Annotated in this window: 14 protein-coding genes; 3 read left to right on the top strand and 11 right to left on the bottom strand. The window is 40.7% G+C overall.

The genetic code is table 11. From position 1 onward, the window contains the following. Nucleotides 1-333: 333 nt before the first annotated feature. The gene (locus tag BMX11_RS17900) at nt 334-513 is read right to left on the bottom strand and encodes a histone H1 (RefSeq protein ID WP_090886776.1); all 180 of its coding nucleotides are present in this window, start codon (nt 511-513) and stop codon (nt 334-336) included. Between the two features lie 203 nt (nt 514-716). After that, nucleotides 717-908: a hypothetical protein gene (locus tag BMX11_RS24150; protein ID WP_139180222.1), complete on the bottom strand. Its 192-nt coding sequence runs from the start codon at nt 906-908 to the stop codon at nt 717-719. Nucleotides 909-1,628: 720 nt separating this feature from the next. Between BMX11_RS24150 and BMX11_RS17895 the strand changes: the two genes are divergently transcribed. Together BMX11_RS17895 and BMX11_RS17890 are read left to right on the top strand one after the other, a co-directional pair. After that, the gene (locus BMX11_RS17895; protein WP_217643870.1) at nt 1,629-2,021 is read left to right on the top strand and encodes a hypothetical protein; all 393 of its coding nucleotides are present in this window, start codon (nt 1,629-1,631) and stop codon (nt 2,019-2,021) included. 4 nt (nt 2,022-2,025) lie between these two features. Beyond that, nucleotides 2,026-2,781 (top strand): oxygenase MpaB family protein, encoded by a 756-nt coding sequence (locus BMX11_RS17890; RefSeq protein WP_090886772.1) that lies wholly within the window; start codon nt 2,026-2,028, stop codon nt 2,779-2,781. 480 nt (nt 2,782-3,261) lie between these two features. On the opposite strand, the gene BMX11_RS17885 is transcribed toward BMX11_RS17890, so the two are convergent. Next, a complete protein-coding gene (locus BMX11_RS17885) occupies nt 3,262-3,486 on the bottom strand; it encodes a hypothetical protein (protein ID WP_090886768.1) in 225 nt (74 codons plus the stop codon). Nucleotides 3,487-3,573: 87 nt separating this feature from the next. Beyond that, a complete protein-coding gene (locus BMX11_RS17880) occupies nt 3,574-4,734 on the bottom strand; it encodes a pepsin/retropepsin-like aspartic protease family protein (RefSeq protein ID WP_139180220.1) in 1,161 nt (386 codons plus the stop codon). 520 nt (nt 4,735-5,254) lie between these two features. On the opposite strand from BMX11_RS17880, the gene BMX11_RS17875 reads away from it, so the two are divergent. Continuing rightward, nucleotides 5,255-6,025: a hypothetical protein gene (locus BMX11_RS17875; protein ID WP_090886766.1), complete on the top strand. Its 771-nt coding sequence runs from the start codon at nt 5,255-5,257 to the stop codon at nt 6,023-6,025. Between the two features lie 67 nt (nt 6,026-6,092). Here BMX11_RS17875 and BMX11_RS17870 read toward each other — a convergent pair whose 3' ends face one another. Genes BMX11_RS17870 through BMX11_RS17840 form a run of 7 tightly spaced genes read right to left on the bottom strand, consistent with a single transcriptional unit; the run spans nt 6,093 to nt 14,779 of the window. Continuing rightward, on the bottom strand, nt 6,093-7,463 hold the full coding sequence (locus tag BMX11_RS17870; protein ID WP_090886764.1) for a YeiH family protein: 1,371 nt from the start codon (nt 7,461-7,463) through the stop codon (nt 6,093-6,095). A 21-nt stretch (nt 7,464-7,484) separates the two neighbouring features. Then, nucleotides 7,485-8,927, bottom strand: coding sequence for a phytoene desaturase family protein (locus tag BMX11_RS17865; protein ID WP_090886762.1), 1,443 nt, complete (start codon nt 8,925-8,927; stop codon nt 7,485-7,487). Further along, nucleotides 8,924-10,180, bottom strand: coding sequence for a sulfite dehydrogenase (gene soxC, locus BMX11_RS17860; protein WP_090886760.1), 1,257 nt, complete (start codon nt 10,178-10,180; stop codon nt 8,924-8,926). The genes BMX11_RS17865 and soxC overlap by 4 nt, the downstream gene beginning before the upstream one ends. Then, complete coding sequence (locus BMX11_RS17855; protein ID WP_090886758.1) at nt 10,180-10,779, bottom strand: c-type cytochrome; 600 nt, start codon at nt 10,777-10,779, stop codon at nt 10,180-10,182. The genes soxC and BMX11_RS17855 overlap by 1 nt, the downstream gene beginning before the upstream one ends. Before the next feature lie 3 nt (nt 10,780-10,782). After that, a complete protein-coding gene (locus BMX11_RS17850; RefSeq protein ID WP_090886756.1) occupies nt 10,783-12,474 on the bottom strand; it encodes an acetate uptake transporter family protein in 1,692 nt (563 codons plus the stop codon). Nucleotides 12,475-12,499: 25 nt separating this feature from the next. Next, nucleotides 12,500-13,831 (bottom strand): hypothetical protein, encoded by a 1,332-nt coding sequence (locus BMX11_RS17845; RefSeq protein ID WP_090886754.1) that lies wholly within the window; start codon nt 13,829-13,831, stop codon nt 12,500-12,502. Between the two features lie 6 nt (nt 13,832-13,837). Then, the gene (locus BMX11_RS17840) at nt 13,838-14,779 is read right to left on the bottom strand and encodes a cyanophycinase (protein WP_090886808.1); all 942 of its coding nucleotides are present in this window, start codon (nt 14,777-14,779) and stop codon (nt 13,838-13,840) included. Nucleotides 14,780-14,781: the final 2 nt, after the last annotated feature.

Genomic DNA, 14,781 nt, shown 5'->3' with positions numbered 1-14,781 from the left:
GTTTGATATAGATCGACAGATTATAGGTTGATATCGACAAAATACCTTGTTTGATCAATAACACTTGGTGGAGATGAATAGGAATGAGCATTTTTGATGCGTATTATTAATTATACGAACTGCGTTCCGGATGGACGGGTGATGACAAGGCGCAGGGCGGATACGTCCTGCCTTCTTTTTTAATTGATTGTTTCCCCTCCCAATTCCAACTCAAATAGACTTTAACAGCTTACAGTTTTCGCTTAATTTTATTGATTAATCAAACCTTATTAATGCAAAAAGCTCCTATCCTTTCGAATAGAAGCTTTGTTTTTCCCAAAACGTTATGCAAAATTATTTTGCAGTGTTTTTCTTTTCAGTTACTTCAGCTCTGATTTCTTGAGCCAATACTTTTAAATCTTGCATAGCTTTACGAACACGTGTTCCTGCTGCTGCATTACCACCATCATAAAATTTTGTTACATCTGCTTCAACAGAAGCAATCACTTCTTGTACTTGTTTGAATTTGTCCATAGTATTTTTTTCTACATTTTTTAAGGCGGATTTTCTGCCGTCCCTATATTTTAATTTATCCCCCAGGATAGCATTGGGGGCTCAAAAATAGTAATTAATGCAAGGAAAACTAATTTCCTGCAATTAAAATATGAAATAATCATTTATCAAACTACTTAGGTGGTATCTCCGAACCAGCGAGCAGAAAGAATATATTTCAAATGTTATATGCTGAGCATGCGCAAACCTGCTGCCATTAAGCCATCAAGCGACTGAATAATATTGAAAGAAACATTGGCTCCTATATATAATCCTTCCGGGCAATCCAATAAGTCAAAAGGAATATCTTGCTCATTTTCATCAACAATTAGCCCCATACTTGTCCCCAAAAGAACAATTTTTCCCAATCTAATCATGGCCTATTCCCCCACAGCTTTACACCTGTAGACATCTTAAAAAAAATCACAGTAATTCGTTTTAGTAAGTAGATAAACAACTAGGCATCCTTATCAAACACTGTACCATTTAAAGAAAAGGACTACTACTATTAGCTATTAAGATGTAGTCTAGTTATTGTTTTAAGTTTAATCCAGCAACTAAACAGTCATTTTTTGAAAGCAGCTATTTTGCCACTAATCACACCAGGTAAGGGCAATGAGAGCGCAAAGTAAGATTGCCTTTTGTTTCTATTTCCCCAACACCTTCCATCATGCTATGTTTTCCATGTAATCATATTATCGCAAATAGAAAATAGAATTCGACCCTTAAATTTTCAAAAATTAAAACAAGTTGTACACCTGGCTTGACTTTGCAACATTTTTAACGCTTTCATTTATTAAATAAATAATTGCCCCCCAGAAATAAAATTAAAGTATGGTGTATGCTTAATTACACTTCTGCGAAGCCTTGGTAACACTTTAGATATGTTTCAACAACAGCTGCTCAATACTCCTTTCATTCAGATTATTAATCTCCATTTCTTTGGAATAGTCAAAATTTAATATTTACTTTGAAATACAAAGCGCTTTTTAAAAACACTTATGACAAATTCCATCCAAAAGTTAAGAGCACAATCTAGGATATGTCTTTGGATTGTTATCATAGGCTTGACACTAAGTGGATTAACAGCCTTTCCTATGGAATCAGAAATTGCTTTTTTGGTTAGATATAGTGAGGTTTTTCCAGTAGCCTTACAAACCTGGCTACTACAGGTTTATGAGGGCATTAGACATACCAACCATCTTTATCCGTTTATGAGTTATGGTACAGATTGGCTCGCTTTTGCTCATATCATGCTGGCGGTTCTTTTTATCGGACCGCTAAGGGATCCCATTAAAAATAAGTGGGTAATTGAGTTTGGTATCCTCTGTTGTATCTGCATTATTCCGCTGGCATTAATTGCTGGAAACTTCAGGCAAATCCCGATATTCTGGCAATTGATAGATTGTTCATTCGGATTATTTGGAGTTATACCGCTGTTATTATGTCATAAAAAAGGTAGAAAAATTGAGATACTAGAAGCAAAATAGTCTTATGGATTTTGTAAAGAAAGGTTCCATTGTAAGAGAGATATGGGGTAATACAGACATTATCCTCTTTATTTTTGCTGGTGCCGCAGCAGAATTTAGCTTAAACAGGGCGGTAGACTGGCTATACTTTACAGGCAAGCTTCCAAAAGATCCTCTTGGCCGGTTGTTTTCGACGGTAGCCTATGCACAAAAGATAGTATTTTCTACTTCTGAAGAAGCCCATGCTGCAATAGATCAAATTACCATGATCCATAAGCATGTTGAGGCGGCCAGAAGTACTCAAATTCCAGATTGGGCCTACAGGGATGTTCTTTTTATGCTCATTGAATATTCTATCCGTTCTTTTGAGGTATTGGAAAGAAAGCTCAGCTCAGCCGAAAAGGAAGAAATATTTGACACCTTTTATCGGATGGGCCAACGAATGCAAATTACTGGCTTACCTCAAAACTTTTCAGCATGGCAAATTCAACACGCGCAGCAATTAGCGGAGAATTTAGCGTACAGCCCCCTCTCAAAAGATCTTTTCCGGCAATATAAAAAGCACCTGGGCACGGCCAGATATTTTCTAATGCGTGAGATACAAGCCCTTATTGTACCCTCAAAAGTGAACCATTTACTTCAACTTGGAAAAGGAAAACTGATTATCCCAATCCTTTGGACGTATAAGATGAGTAGAAGTTTTCATATGCATAAGGCCATAAGAAATTTGATTCTCCCCTCAAAATATAAAGCACAGATTCTGAGTTTGGGGACGGTTTAAATTTCAAAATTAGCTATTTAATTGTCGGCCACCCTGTCCGTAGAGTTAAGCGCAGCGCCTCTACGGATTACAACATACCGTTGAGTTTCATAACTCAACATTAATTAAACCGAGTCAAAGACTCTCCTCTATTAAACAATCCGTAGAACTCCTGCGGAACTCGACGGACAGGATTGAGGAGGTTTAGTCCTCAGTCTAGAGTCTTTAGTCGGTAGGCTGGGTTCTGAGGCTTTAGTTTGGAGTAGGGAGTTTTTAGATTGGAGTTTTATGCGCCTCGACCCTGTCCGTAGAGTTAAGCGCAGCGCCTCTACGGATTACAACATACCGTTGAGTTTCATAACTCAACATTAATTAAACCGAGTCCAAGACTCTCCTCTATTAAATATTAAACAATCCGTAGAACTCCTGCGGAAATCGACGGACAGGATTGAGTCTGGGAACGGTTTAAATTCCAAAATTCACTATTCAATTGTCGGCATTTTAATTTTCCTCTTTCCTTTTAAAGCGTTTAAACAGATAAAATAGACAAAATATTAAAACGAAAGCCAATATAATATTTGCTAAAAGGTTTTCTGTCCAGAAGCCTTCCGATTGGCGAACCAGGTCTGGCGCTAAGCTCCCAGCAACTGCTTTACTGTAAAATGCCAATGGAAAAACAATAGTGGTGTATCCGTCGCCAATCATATGATAGTGTTTTGAAATCATGATGCAAGAACCTAGAACCAAGGTCACTCCTACTATCCAAATCAATATTTTCATTCTTACTTCCGCCGTGATGATTTCTTTAAAAATTTAGCCGTTCTTTTTTTTCTCTGCATAATCAGTTCTAAAAACAGCATTAGGCTTCATGTAAATAACATTTTCCTGAAAATCCATAATCACATTAAACCGTTTCAGTATTTCATTACCTAAAATATGAATGTTGGCTCCTCTCATGGGTTTATTAGTGGTTAGCAGCTGAGCCGGAACATTTGTTAACGCGTATCTTCCTATTTTCAGGCTTTCCAGATTTGATGTAATTACCGGCACTTCGTTTCCTGTGCCGCCATGCATCATTACCTTATTAATAACTTCCATTTTATCCGAGGGAAAATTATTTTGACTTAATAAATCATTATCGAGCATTACGGTACGCTGGTATCCGGTATCAAAGAGAAACCAATCTTTGTTTTTGGTTTTTCCCTGTGCAATTTCACTTTCTACAAAAAGGAGCTGTTTGGAATATTTGATATTCAGCCTGGTAAAGGCTGCATCCTTCCTGATCATTTTCGGCATTTTTGAATGGATAATGAGCAAACCCCGGTCATAATTTATTTCTACAATCATCCCATCAAATAAATCCCAGCCAAAACGGCCATCGGTACCATGTCCCGATAGTGCCGCATCGTATACTTTGCTTTTATAAATTCTTTTTCCCAGAATCAATTCGTAAAGGGTATCATAAAGCTTAATCTTGCTTTTTATGCTGTCGGTCAGCACTTTATTGGTCAGCGTCAATTCTGTCGTTCCCGTATCAAAATTTAAATTTAAGGTGTCAACATAATTCAATATTCCCCTGGAATAAATTGTATTTTCAGCATTGATGATTAGCGGAATGGAATCATGAATTTCGGGTTTTAGCTGACTAAAGTTTTTAATTTCGGGACTTTGAATTCTCGTTAAGCATGAATCTTTTCCATTCAATAAAACAATGAAATCCTTTTGCTGCCCAGGCTTCAGCATAAAAACAATAGAATCAATATCCGTTATAAATTTAACCTTCTTGGGATGGGTTAATTTATTGGTGCTGAATACATCCATCGCTACCCCAGGACTAATGTTCCAGCCTTTAACCAGCTCATCATCTTCGTATATCCTGGCTTTTTTGCTAATAGCATTTACTATAGGCCTGTGATTTTGGGCAAATGATTGCCAAGATAAAAACACCAGGAAAAGCAGTATGAGATTCTTCATGAAAATATAATTATTGACTTTAGGAGTAAAAAAAATTAAATAGCTCCAGGATATTTTCAACATCGGATCTAAAATAACATTTTTATATCACAAATATGAGATATAATTTTCAATTACGATTCCTCTATTTTATATTTGCTAACGATTAGTAGTTAATATAGCTCATCAAGTATTTAACAGATAGAATTATAACGCATGCGCTCTGAGGTGCTGAAGAACCTCCCAAAGCAAAACTTCATTACTGAAATGGAATATTGCCAGTTAAGGACATAAGAAACTACCGCTTACATTCAAGCTAGGATATTTTATTCGGTAATGGATTTGCAGTTGGAATGAATGAGGGTTGAGTTAGATAATGAGGGGATGATTGAATGAGTGAATTAGTGGATGATTGAATGAGGGAATGATTGAATTGGAGAATGAGTGAGTGGATTATGGAATGAAAGAATCATTGTGGTATATTTGATTTTTCACCATTCATTGTATAAATTGAATGCTTAATCCCTTTTAATCAATTTTTATGAAAAGATATCTTTTTATCCTCCTTTTAGCCCTCTCTTTTTCTGGGTATGCGCAGCCCAAAGTAAATAACTATAAGTATATCATTGTTCCTGAGAAATTCAATTTTCTCAAAGAGGTTAATCAGTACAACTTAAATACCTTAACTAAGGCCATTTTTGAAGAAAAAGGCTTTACCGTTTATTATGACAATGCTGAATTACCCACCGAAATTGCAGCAGATAAGTGCAAGGCATTAACCGTAGATGTACAGGAAAAAAACACCCTGTTTGTTACAAGTTTAACCATTTTACTGAAAGATTGTAAGGGGAATATTTTGCTTAAGAGCAAGGAGGGTAAAAACAGGGAGAAAGAATACAAGACAGCTTACAATTTTGCTTTAAGAGATGCTTTCACCTCTCTAAATGATCTGCTTTATGTTGCCGGAAGCACTACTGAAGCCCCGGCTACAGCAACTGCGGCAGCTGCCGTACCTGCTACACCAACTTCCAATACAAAAACTGAATCTCCGGCTGTTTCTCAACCAATTGCAACAGCAGAGGCTAAACCGGTAGAAGGATTGTTATATGCTCAACCTATTGCTAATGGATTCCAGCTTATTGATGCCAGTCCGAAGATTGTAATCACTTTGCTTAAGATCTCCGTGCCTGATTATTTTATTGCCAGCAATGGAACTGCTAATGGCATAGTTTTAAAAAAGGACGGAAACTGGTTCTTTGAGTATTACAAAAACAATGCACTTGTTGCAGAAAAATTGACCATTAAATTTTAATCATCCGTACAGCATTATATTAGCTCCAGCGATTTTGAATTCATTTAAAATCACTGGAGCTTTTGTTTTAATTAAAATCTGGTACAGGGAATAAATACCCGCCAAAAAGAATGTAAGCCCACAGCAAAGTCCAAAAGATATTGAATAGCTGTGCGGTAACAAAAGTAAAAGCCGGTTTTCCACCTTGAAGTTTCACCAACGAAGAAAATTTGGCCTCCATGCCGATAGAGATAAATGCAAGGGCAAACCAGATGGTACGTAGTCCGTTTAGACTGGATCCCAAACCTTTTGCTGTTGCAGGAGCTAGCAGAAAAGAGAATACCAACGATGCGGCAATGAAACCCAGTACAAATTTAGGAAAACGCTCCCAAACGATCTTCAACCCAGGACTTTCAGCTCTTACTACGGCTACTCCATCCCCTTTTGGTTTTTTGTATGCCCACCATATGGCGATAAAAAATGCGGCTACACCGATGAATACGTTTTGAGAGAATTTCGCAATTACTCCTGCTTTCACTGCAATGGGGCCAACAATATCCCCAGCTGCTGTAACCGTAGCTGTTGTATCTAAGGTTCCACCCAACCAGGCCCCTCCCACTACTTCGGGGATATGAAAAAACTTCACCGCCCAGGGCTGTATAATCATCATCGGAATAGCCATCACCAGAACCAGGGTAGTTACGTAAGAAAGTTTACGCTTATCGCCATTAATTGCACCCGCAGCTACAATGGCAGCCGAAACCCCGCAAATGGATACCGCAGAGGCTAATATTACTCCAAATTCGTCGTCAACTTTTAACTTACGGCTTAACCACAACGAAAAAAACCATACGGCAGTAACCACGATAACCGCTTGTATAATTCCTGGAAGGCCTGCTTTGATTAAATCTCCCGATACGATACTGGTACCCAAAATAACTAAACCTGTTTTAATGTAAAACTCTGAGCGTACTGCCTCTTTTAACCAATTGGGAATTTGTACCAGGTTACCCAATGCAATCCCGATTAGTAAGGCGAATACCACATATTCAAGTCCAAAGTAAGACACTGTTTTATTGCCACCAATGATAAAAGAAATGGTGGCTAGCACATAAATCAATGTAAAACCTGCAGCAAACCGGCCAACATGGCCTCCTGATAATAGAATAGCTGCACCGGACAAAACCAAAAATATCGCTCCGGTTTCTACGATCAAAAGTAAATTATGAGGCGCTAAAATTTTATTAAAAAGATCATCAGTGTTACTCCATTTGTATGCTGGCAAAGTAATACTGGTTCCGTTACCGGATAAATATAGCACTGTGGCAATAATAATTGTTCCTAATATTACTGCCCACCAATCTTCGGTAAGCGATTGCAAAAATGTTTTCTTGTCTGGGGTAATCCCCGCATCGGTTAAAGCAGCTGTGTGATCTGCCTGAGTGTTGTGGTCTGACATAGTCGTTTTTTATTTGTGTTGTTACTTGATTTCAATTTTAAATATATCCTTTAGGGCCTGCTTGGCTGCATTATAGCCAGCCATCCCGTGCACACCGCCCCCTGGGGGAGTTGATGATGAACAGATGTACAAGCCCCTGGCAGAAGTTTTATAAGGCGACCAACGCAGTGCCGGACGGGTAAAGAGCTGCCCGATATCCAGAATACCGCCGTTAATGTCGCCACCAACATAATTGGGATTATGCGCTTCCATTTGGGCAGTATCCATCGTATGCCTGGCCAGAATCCGATCTCTAAAGCCAGGTGCAAAACGTTCTACCTGCTTTTCAATAATTCCGGTCAGATCTTGTGTTGATCCGTTGGGTACATGGCAATAAGCCCATGCCGTTTGTTTGCCTTCCGGGGCGCGGCTTTGATCAAAAAGGCTTTGCTGGGCAAGGAGTACAAAAGGTTTTTCGGCTTGAAATCCCTTACTGGTTTGCAGTTCTCCTTCAGCAATTTCTTCGAACGTATTGCCGAGGTGAATGGTTCCTGCCTGTCGGCATGCTTCAGCTTTATAGGGTATCGGCCCATCAAGCGCCCAATCTATTTTATACACGCCCATACCATATCGGTAACGGGCTAACTGCCATTTATAAATATTAGAAAATCTGTGCCCTGCTATTTTGAGTAACTGTTTTGGGGTAATGTCAAACAGTACGGCATGGGCCGATGGCAATTGCTGCAAATCGGAAATAAAGGTTCCCATTTGTATGGTTCCGCCGATTGATTTAAAGTAACTGCCTAATGCATTTGCAATACTGGCCGAACCTCCTTTAGGGATAGGCCAGCCCTTCAGATGCCCCGTAGCCATCAGTACCAAACCAATAGCAGTGGTGCTCAGGTTATTCAAAGGCTGAATGGAATGCGCCGCCATCCCTGCGAATAAACCGCGGGCATGTTTTTCTTTGAACCTATCCACAAAATAGCTGGCACTGGTTAAAGCCTTCAAACCAAAACCAGCCATTGCTAAAGGATGAGACGGGAAATGAAGCGGTCCTAAGGCATCTTTATCAATGAGTGGCCAAGCCGCGGTTACCGATTGCATGAGTAATTGATAAGCCTTCGCGTCGCCGCCTAAATTAGCGGCGGTTTTTTGAATAGACTGCTCTAAAACGGCAGCAGTACCATCATCAAATGGATGTGCAGCTGCTAAAGTGGGGTAAATATATTCCAAACCATGCTCGTTTAATGGAAGCGTTTTAAAAAATGGTGAAGCTACAGCCATAGGGTGAATGGCCGAACATACATCATGTTTAAAGCCCGGTAGCGTGAGTTCCTGCGTGGAAAGTCCTCCCCCAATCTGATCTTTTCCTTCTATAATCAATACGGATAGCCCCTGTTGTTGCAATAAAATTCCTGCCGCCAGTCCGTTAGGTCCCGATCCCACTATAACCGCATCGTAATCACGTTTTTCTAAACTCATTTGTCAGTATATTTTTCGGGTTTAAACCATACAGATCCATCAGCCTTTACTTTCCATGCTGTGATAGGATTCATGTGATAACCGCCTATATTTGGTCCTCGTGCCTCTACTAACTGTTGTAAAGTGGGTTGAAGATAACCAGTCTCATCGGTTACTCGGCTCAATATCTCGGTTTCGTTACCATTCCAATTCCATAAATACCTGAAATAGGTATGGGCCTTGCTTAAAACAGGTTCCTGTAAGTTGGCTAGCTGCCAGGTTTTACCATTATCGGTACTTACCTCTACTTTTTCTACCTTTCCCCTACCACTCCAGGCAATCCCCCTGATCTCCACATAACCTTTACTTACCTTCTGCGGATAAGATGGAAAGGTGATTATAGAGCGGGCATCCATCTCAAAACTGAACATTCTGATTTTATCCTTCACGGGATACGTGTATTTTGAAGTCTCCTCGCGGGTCATGTAGGGTGCTTCTGATAACTCAATCCGCCGCAACCATTTAATATTCATATTTCCCTCAAAACCAGGCAACAACAGCCTGATTGGATAACCTTGTTCTGGCCTTATGGCTTCGCCATTCTGCGCATACACAATCATGGCATCGTCCCAGGCTTTAGACAGCGGAATGGTACGGGTCATTACTGCGGCATCAGAACCTTCTGCTAAAAACCATTGGGCTTTAGCATCAATTCCCACTTCGTTAAAAAGGGTGGATAGCATTACACCCGTCCACTCACTCTGACTGGTGAGGCCTAAAACGTCTTGTGGGGTCATCTCTTCTTTGCCAGTCCTGAAATTACCGGCGCATTCTATGAAGCAGGTTCGGGTAATGGCGGGAAACCTTTTGAGGTCGGCCAGGCTAAACTTCATTGGCCGATTTACCAATCCATGAATTAATAATTCGTGTTTTGATGGGTCGATGGTGGGAATACCTGCATGGTGACGCTCAAAGTGCAGATCTGCCGGTGTAATCGTGCTGTGCAAATCCTGCAAAGGGGTTCTGGAAGAAATATCAGAAGGTTTACGGACAGGTTTTTCAAAACCTGATCGTTTACCCAGGGGGCTAGGCCCAGGCCCTGGCGACTTCGTTGGGTCATCAAGATCATGAAGTAACCTTTCATTTTTTTCTAAATCACCCGCAAAAAGCGCATTTACAGGTAAAACCGCAGCGGCAATTAAGCCACTAATTAAGGTGCGCCTGCTGATTTTCCCAGTAACTACTTTTCGATTATTTTTCCTGTTCGCTTTCATTATTTAATTTCTGGTGCTCCTTTGCGGTCGTCCATGATGAATAACTTTCTTGCTGGCATTACAATTTGAGGCAGATTTTGGGCATCAAGCACCACATCGGCTTTGATAATTTTGTTCGCATTTAGCAGATAGGCCGTCAGGCCGTACACCTCATTATCGGTTAGTGAACCAGGCAGATTATATGGCATGCTCCGTCTGATATAATCGAACAGCGTGGTGGCGTAAGGCCAGTAATTGCCAATGGTTTTGGGTCGTGCTTTTGCCAGGGTATCACCTACGAGCGCAGCTCCAGGCAATTTTACCCCGGGTGTTTCGGTTCCATTTGCACCATGGCAAACAGCACATTTCGTAGTGTAAATGATTCTGCCTGTTTTTACATCTCCTTTTCCTGCAGGCAAACCTTTTCCGTCTGGCCGTACATCGATATCCCAACTGGCAATTTCTTTTGGTGTTGCCGTTCGGCCAAATCCAAACTTAACAGCCTTTTTAGCCGTATCGGTTAAACTTTTCTGTCCATCCAAAACTTCGAATCTGCTGCTTACCGAAAAGAACAGTAAACTAACCGGAAATACAAGTACCCATGTGATTCTCCGCTTCATTGTTTAGTTATATTTACCTGCATTTAAACTACTTTTTGGCAACACATAATTGCGCTGGTAGCGATCCAGAACAACATAAATCGAATCGTTGCTTTCGTTTAAGCCCGAAAGGATTACCCGGTTACCATCTTGTGTATTATAGTTTAAAACCATTCGGTTTCTCCTGGCTACCCTAGGTTTTTCTGCAAACTCCCGATCTCTCCTGGTAGACCAGGCCCATTTATCAATCATCTCTTTTTCGTTGCCAATATGCGCCCAGGCTTCTTTACTAATCCAGTTATCTACCTCTTGCTTACCGGTTGTCTTATCAGCACCTTTTCCACGTCCACGTAAAGCCATTACATTCTTATCTTGCAGGTAAAGGATATGATCTATGCTATCGGCATAATAATGGAAAGCCCTTTGACCACCTGCCACCCCACTGATTTCAAAAGTTCGCTGAATGTCGCGCATGGGGCTCCCTCCTCCGTTGGAAGGGTCGATAAGTACCGGGCGATTTACCCTGAATGTGAGTGTTGTCCAGTTTTCAAACGTAGCTTCCTGCCAACGCACAGAATCCAGGGGATTGTAGGGAATGTTTTGCCCGTTAATTTTAAACTCCGTTACCCGGTAATTTCCCCTCAAGGCTTTCAGTCCAGCGGTTGAAGGCTGTTTATAGGGATCGTATTTGAAATTAATGACTTCAGTATAAGTCATCACTCCAAAGAAAATGATGAAAGTAAGCGCTTTTAAACCCATCCGGGTGTATTTTAATACGGGCTGACTTAAATCCGGATAAACGCGAAAAGGCACGGTATATCGTTCTAAAATCAACAGATTATACAATTTCGGGAAATCATCGGCAGCAAGAAAAAGGCCAAGCACTACAAAATAAAAGGCATATACATGTACTCCCCCATCGTAAGCATAATTTACAAAAGTGATATCGCCCAGGGCGGCAACCAGTAATGTTGCGCCGAAAGTGGTGGTTTTTCTGAAAAAAAGCAGCACTCCGGCAAGGATCTCCACTACACCTCCAAATACCTGGTACCAAGGTACAATCCCAACGGATAACCAGTATACTTTTTGTGCCGTAAAATCTCCGAAATTGCTATTTAATAGTCCAAGGGAAGGATAAGGCATTTGAGTTGGGAAAAGCTTCGTAAAACCAAAACCTATGATACCAATTCCGGCACGGTAACGCACCACCACCCTGATCCAATAATAAAGTGTATGGTACGACTTGCTTTTGCGGTCAAAGATTGTCCAGATGATGGCACCGATTAAGCCGATTAGGAGCGCTATTCCCCAATCCAGATAGTCGAGCAGGAAGTTTCGCTTCTGTGGTAAAGCACCCTGACGATCAGCTTGATCAGCTTTTGCCCCATTGATTTTTTTTGCTTTATGTTGTTGTTTCTTACCTTTTTCAGTTGCCGCTTCTGCTCCAGGTGAATCGGTGATATCGCGGTTACGCTGACCTACAAAGAGGGATATGAAACTGGGCTGAAATCGTGCAATATCGTAGAGATCGCGGTAATGCGGCCGAGACCAATCTAAAGTAAATACATTCTTATACCAGCTACCTGAAAAAGGAATACACATGGCCAAAAGAAATATAAACAGCACCCGAAAGCCAAATTTTTTAGATTTTGACCAGGGCTTACTGGCAGCTTCTGCGGCTATATTTGAGGTATCATGTTGCTTATGCTCAGACATCTTGTTGTTATTTATGGTTCTTTAATTAAAGTTTAAGTGCTTTGCGGCGACTCATTTTTAATGGATACTTTTTATCTATCTTATTCAAAACCACATAAATGGAATCCCGATTTTCGTTAAGCCCGGTTAGAATGATGGTTGAAGTATCGGGACGTTGATAAGTTAGGCTTAGTCGCTCTCCCTTATAATGAGGATTTTTATTCTCCAGCGAAAGTATATTACGGACAGTATCTATTACATAATGATAATAATGCCTACCTCCCGAGCCAGCTAATTCGTAATTGCGGTCCTTATCATGGGCAAAAGCCTGCTCATAATTTGCTGAATCAATGAGCACAGGCCGATTAGACCGTACACTGACGGTAGCCCATTTTTCAAAAACCACATCCTTCCATCGTATTGGATCGGCAGGATTGTAGGGCAAAATCTGATTATTGATTTTAAATTCGCTTACATTATAAACCCCTGCGGCAGCAGCGAGTCCGCTTGCTTTGGGAAACTGATAAGGATCGTGTTGCAATCCTGAATAGGTTTTAAAACCATAGAGCAATACAAAAAAGAAGATGATTACAGTTTTCAGGGCAAGTCTGATTTTCTGTGTTTGGACAGAGAATAAAGGTTTAAACCTATTGGGTTCAGTTGGCCGTTCAAGCGATACGAGGTTGTAGATTCTTTGAGTATCAAACCACAATACGAATAGGGCAAAACTAATCAGGTAACTGGCGTAAACATATTCTCCTCCCTGGTAAGCCAGATTGGAAATAAAAACATTGCCCGTAAAGATGAGTATGATTATCGCTCCTATGGTGGCTGTCTTTCTGAAGAATAAGAGCAAACCCGCCAGTATTTCTATTCCACCCAGAAACGCCTCATAACTTGGGGTAATGCCTAAACTCATGGAGAAAATTTTCCAGTCGGTAAAATCGCCGTAACTGGTATTGAGGTTACTGATAGAGGGAAATGGTGCCTGCAAGGGAAAAAACTTAATAAACCCATAACCAATGATCCCTATGGCCAATCGGTACCTCACAATGGCCCTTAACCAGTAATAAAGTTTGTTATAATCTACATTTTTATAGGTTGATTTAGCCCATAAAACGGAACCAATTATGGCGATAAATGCGACAATTATCCAATTGATGAAGCTATCTGGCCCGGGGATGAACTTTGCCGATAAACGACTCAGATTAAAGATATCGGTATAGCTGATTTTTAGCCAGTTAAAACCAAAAACGATTTTAAAAAAATCTATACTCAATGGAATTGCCTGAAGAATAAAATAGAGAAAAAAGAACCTAAAAATTCCCTTTTCAGAAGCGGTCCAATCGGGGCCTTGGGCTGTATTTATATTACTCATTGTAGGTTATTTATAATCAGTTTTATTGGCTACAGCAGGCAATTTTCGAGCTTCCTTGATTACTTGCCGTTTAGAGAGGTCGTATTTTTGTCCGGCCCTCAGAAAGAAAAAGGGTCCGCTGGATGCGGTAAAATCTTCCCGGCCATCCACTACATGTTTACCCGCATTATCTACAATCCTGTTGTAATCATAAACGGCAACCACCGATTTACCCAGTACCTGCAAACTATCCCGCTGTACCAAAACTGCTGTGGCCTCATCTAACCCCAATCCAATCAATTCAGGAGATTTACGGATGAAATCAACCAGGCCAAACTGCCTGTTCCTCACCAGTAAATGCTGATCAATTGCTGAATTTTTGAGTAAACCTAATCCCTGGGTGTGATCGCCCACGAGGATATGAGCACCTTTGGTATCGCCCCGCCAAAGGAAAGAACCTAATATAGATGCACCGGCCGAACTCCCTGCTATAACACCACCCCTATTCAAAACATCTATAAATGCCTGATGAGTAAGGGTGTTGAGGTAAGAATCGGCAATACGCCATTGTCTTCCGCCTTCAAAATAAACGGCTGTAGCATTTTTTAATGGCGCAATAAATTTTTCACTATTGGCTTCTTTGAGGTCGCTGGTATGGAAAAGCGTTACATTTTTAATTCCTGTTTGGCGCTTCACTTCTGCCACCCCTTTCTGGTCAAAGGCGGCTGAATCTCCTCCTGCAGTGGTTACCACTACCAGCACGGCTTTATCCTTCCCTCCTGCCAGTTCGGTAAATTTCTCCCAGATATCTCTTTGGGAGCCTACATTTCCACCGATAATAAGAAGGCTCCCTTTCTCCGGGCCATGCCGGGTATCGGATTTTTTCACCGTTATTGGTGCGCGTTGCGCGAATAAAGTGCTGTAAAATGCCACAATGGCCAGCATAATGAAAGTTATTTTTTTCATCATCT

Source organism: Pedobacter rhizosphaerae (genome assembly GCF_900111155.1).
GTDB classification, from domain to species: domain Bacteria; phylum Bacteroidota; class Bacteroidia; order Sphingobacteriales; family Sphingobacteriaceae; genus Pedobacter; species Pedobacter rhizosphaerae.
This window is presented reverse-complemented; position numbering and strand designations above follow the sequence as displayed.

What these genes read in the sequence shown, in the direction of transcription:
- BMX11_RS17900 (WP_090886776.1), bottom strand. Translation starts at nt 513, where the DNA reads ATGGACAAATTCAAACAAGTACAAGAAGTGATTGCTTCTGTTGAAGCA.
- BMX11_RS24150 (WP_139180222.1), bottom strand. Translation starts at nt 908, where the DNA reads ATGATTAGATTGGGAAAAATTGTTCTTTTGGGGACAAGTATGGGGCTA.
- BMX11_RS17895 (WP_217643870.1), top strand. Translation starts at nt 1,629, where the DNA reads ATGGAATCAGAAATTGCTTTTTTGGTTAGATATAGTGAGGTTTTTCCA.
- BMX11_RS17890 (WP_090886772.1), top strand. Translation starts at nt 2,026, where the DNA reads ATGGATTTTGTAAAGAAAGGTTCCATTGTAAGAGAGATATGGGGTAAT.
- BMX11_RS17885 (WP_090886768.1), bottom strand. Translation starts at nt 3,486, where the DNA reads ATGATTTCAAAACACTATCATATGATTGGCGACGGATACACCACTATT.
- BMX11_RS17880 (WP_139180220.1), bottom strand. Translation starts at nt 4,734, where the DNA reads ATGAAGAATCTCATACTGCTTTTCCTGGTGTTTTTATCTTGGCAATCA.
- BMX11_RS17875 (WP_090886766.1), top strand. Translation starts at nt 5,255, where the DNA reads ATGAAAAGATATCTTTTTATCCTCCTTTTAGCCCTCTCTTTTTCTGGG.
- BMX11_RS17870 (WP_090886764.1), bottom strand. Translation starts at nt 7,463, where the DNA reads ATGTCAGACCACAACACTCAGGCAGATCACACAGCTGCTTTAACCGAT.
- BMX11_RS17865 (WP_090886762.1), bottom strand. Translation starts at nt 8,927, where the DNA reads ATGAGTTTAGAAAAACGTGATTACGATGCGGTTATAGTGGGATCGGGA.
- soxC (WP_090886760.1), bottom strand. Translation starts at nt 10,180, where the DNA reads ATGAAAGCGAACAGGAAAAATAATCGAAAAGTAGTTACTGGGAAAATC.
- BMX11_RS17855 (WP_090886758.1), bottom strand. Translation starts at nt 10,779, where the DNA reads ATGAAGCGGAGAATCACATGGGTACTTGTATTTCCGGTTAGTTTACTG.
- BMX11_RS17850 (WP_090886756.1), bottom strand. Translation starts at nt 12,474, where the DNA reads ATGTCTGAGCATAAGCAACATGATACCTCAAATATAGCCGCAGAAGCT.
- BMX11_RS17845 (WP_090886754.1), bottom strand. Translation starts at nt 13,831, where the DNA reads ATGAGTAATATAAATACAGCCCAAGGCCCCGATTGGACCGCTTCTGAA.
- BMX11_RS17840 (WP_090886808.1), bottom strand. Translation starts at nt 14,779, where the DNA reads ATGATGAAAAAAATAACTTTCATTATGCTGGCCATTGTGGCATTTTAC.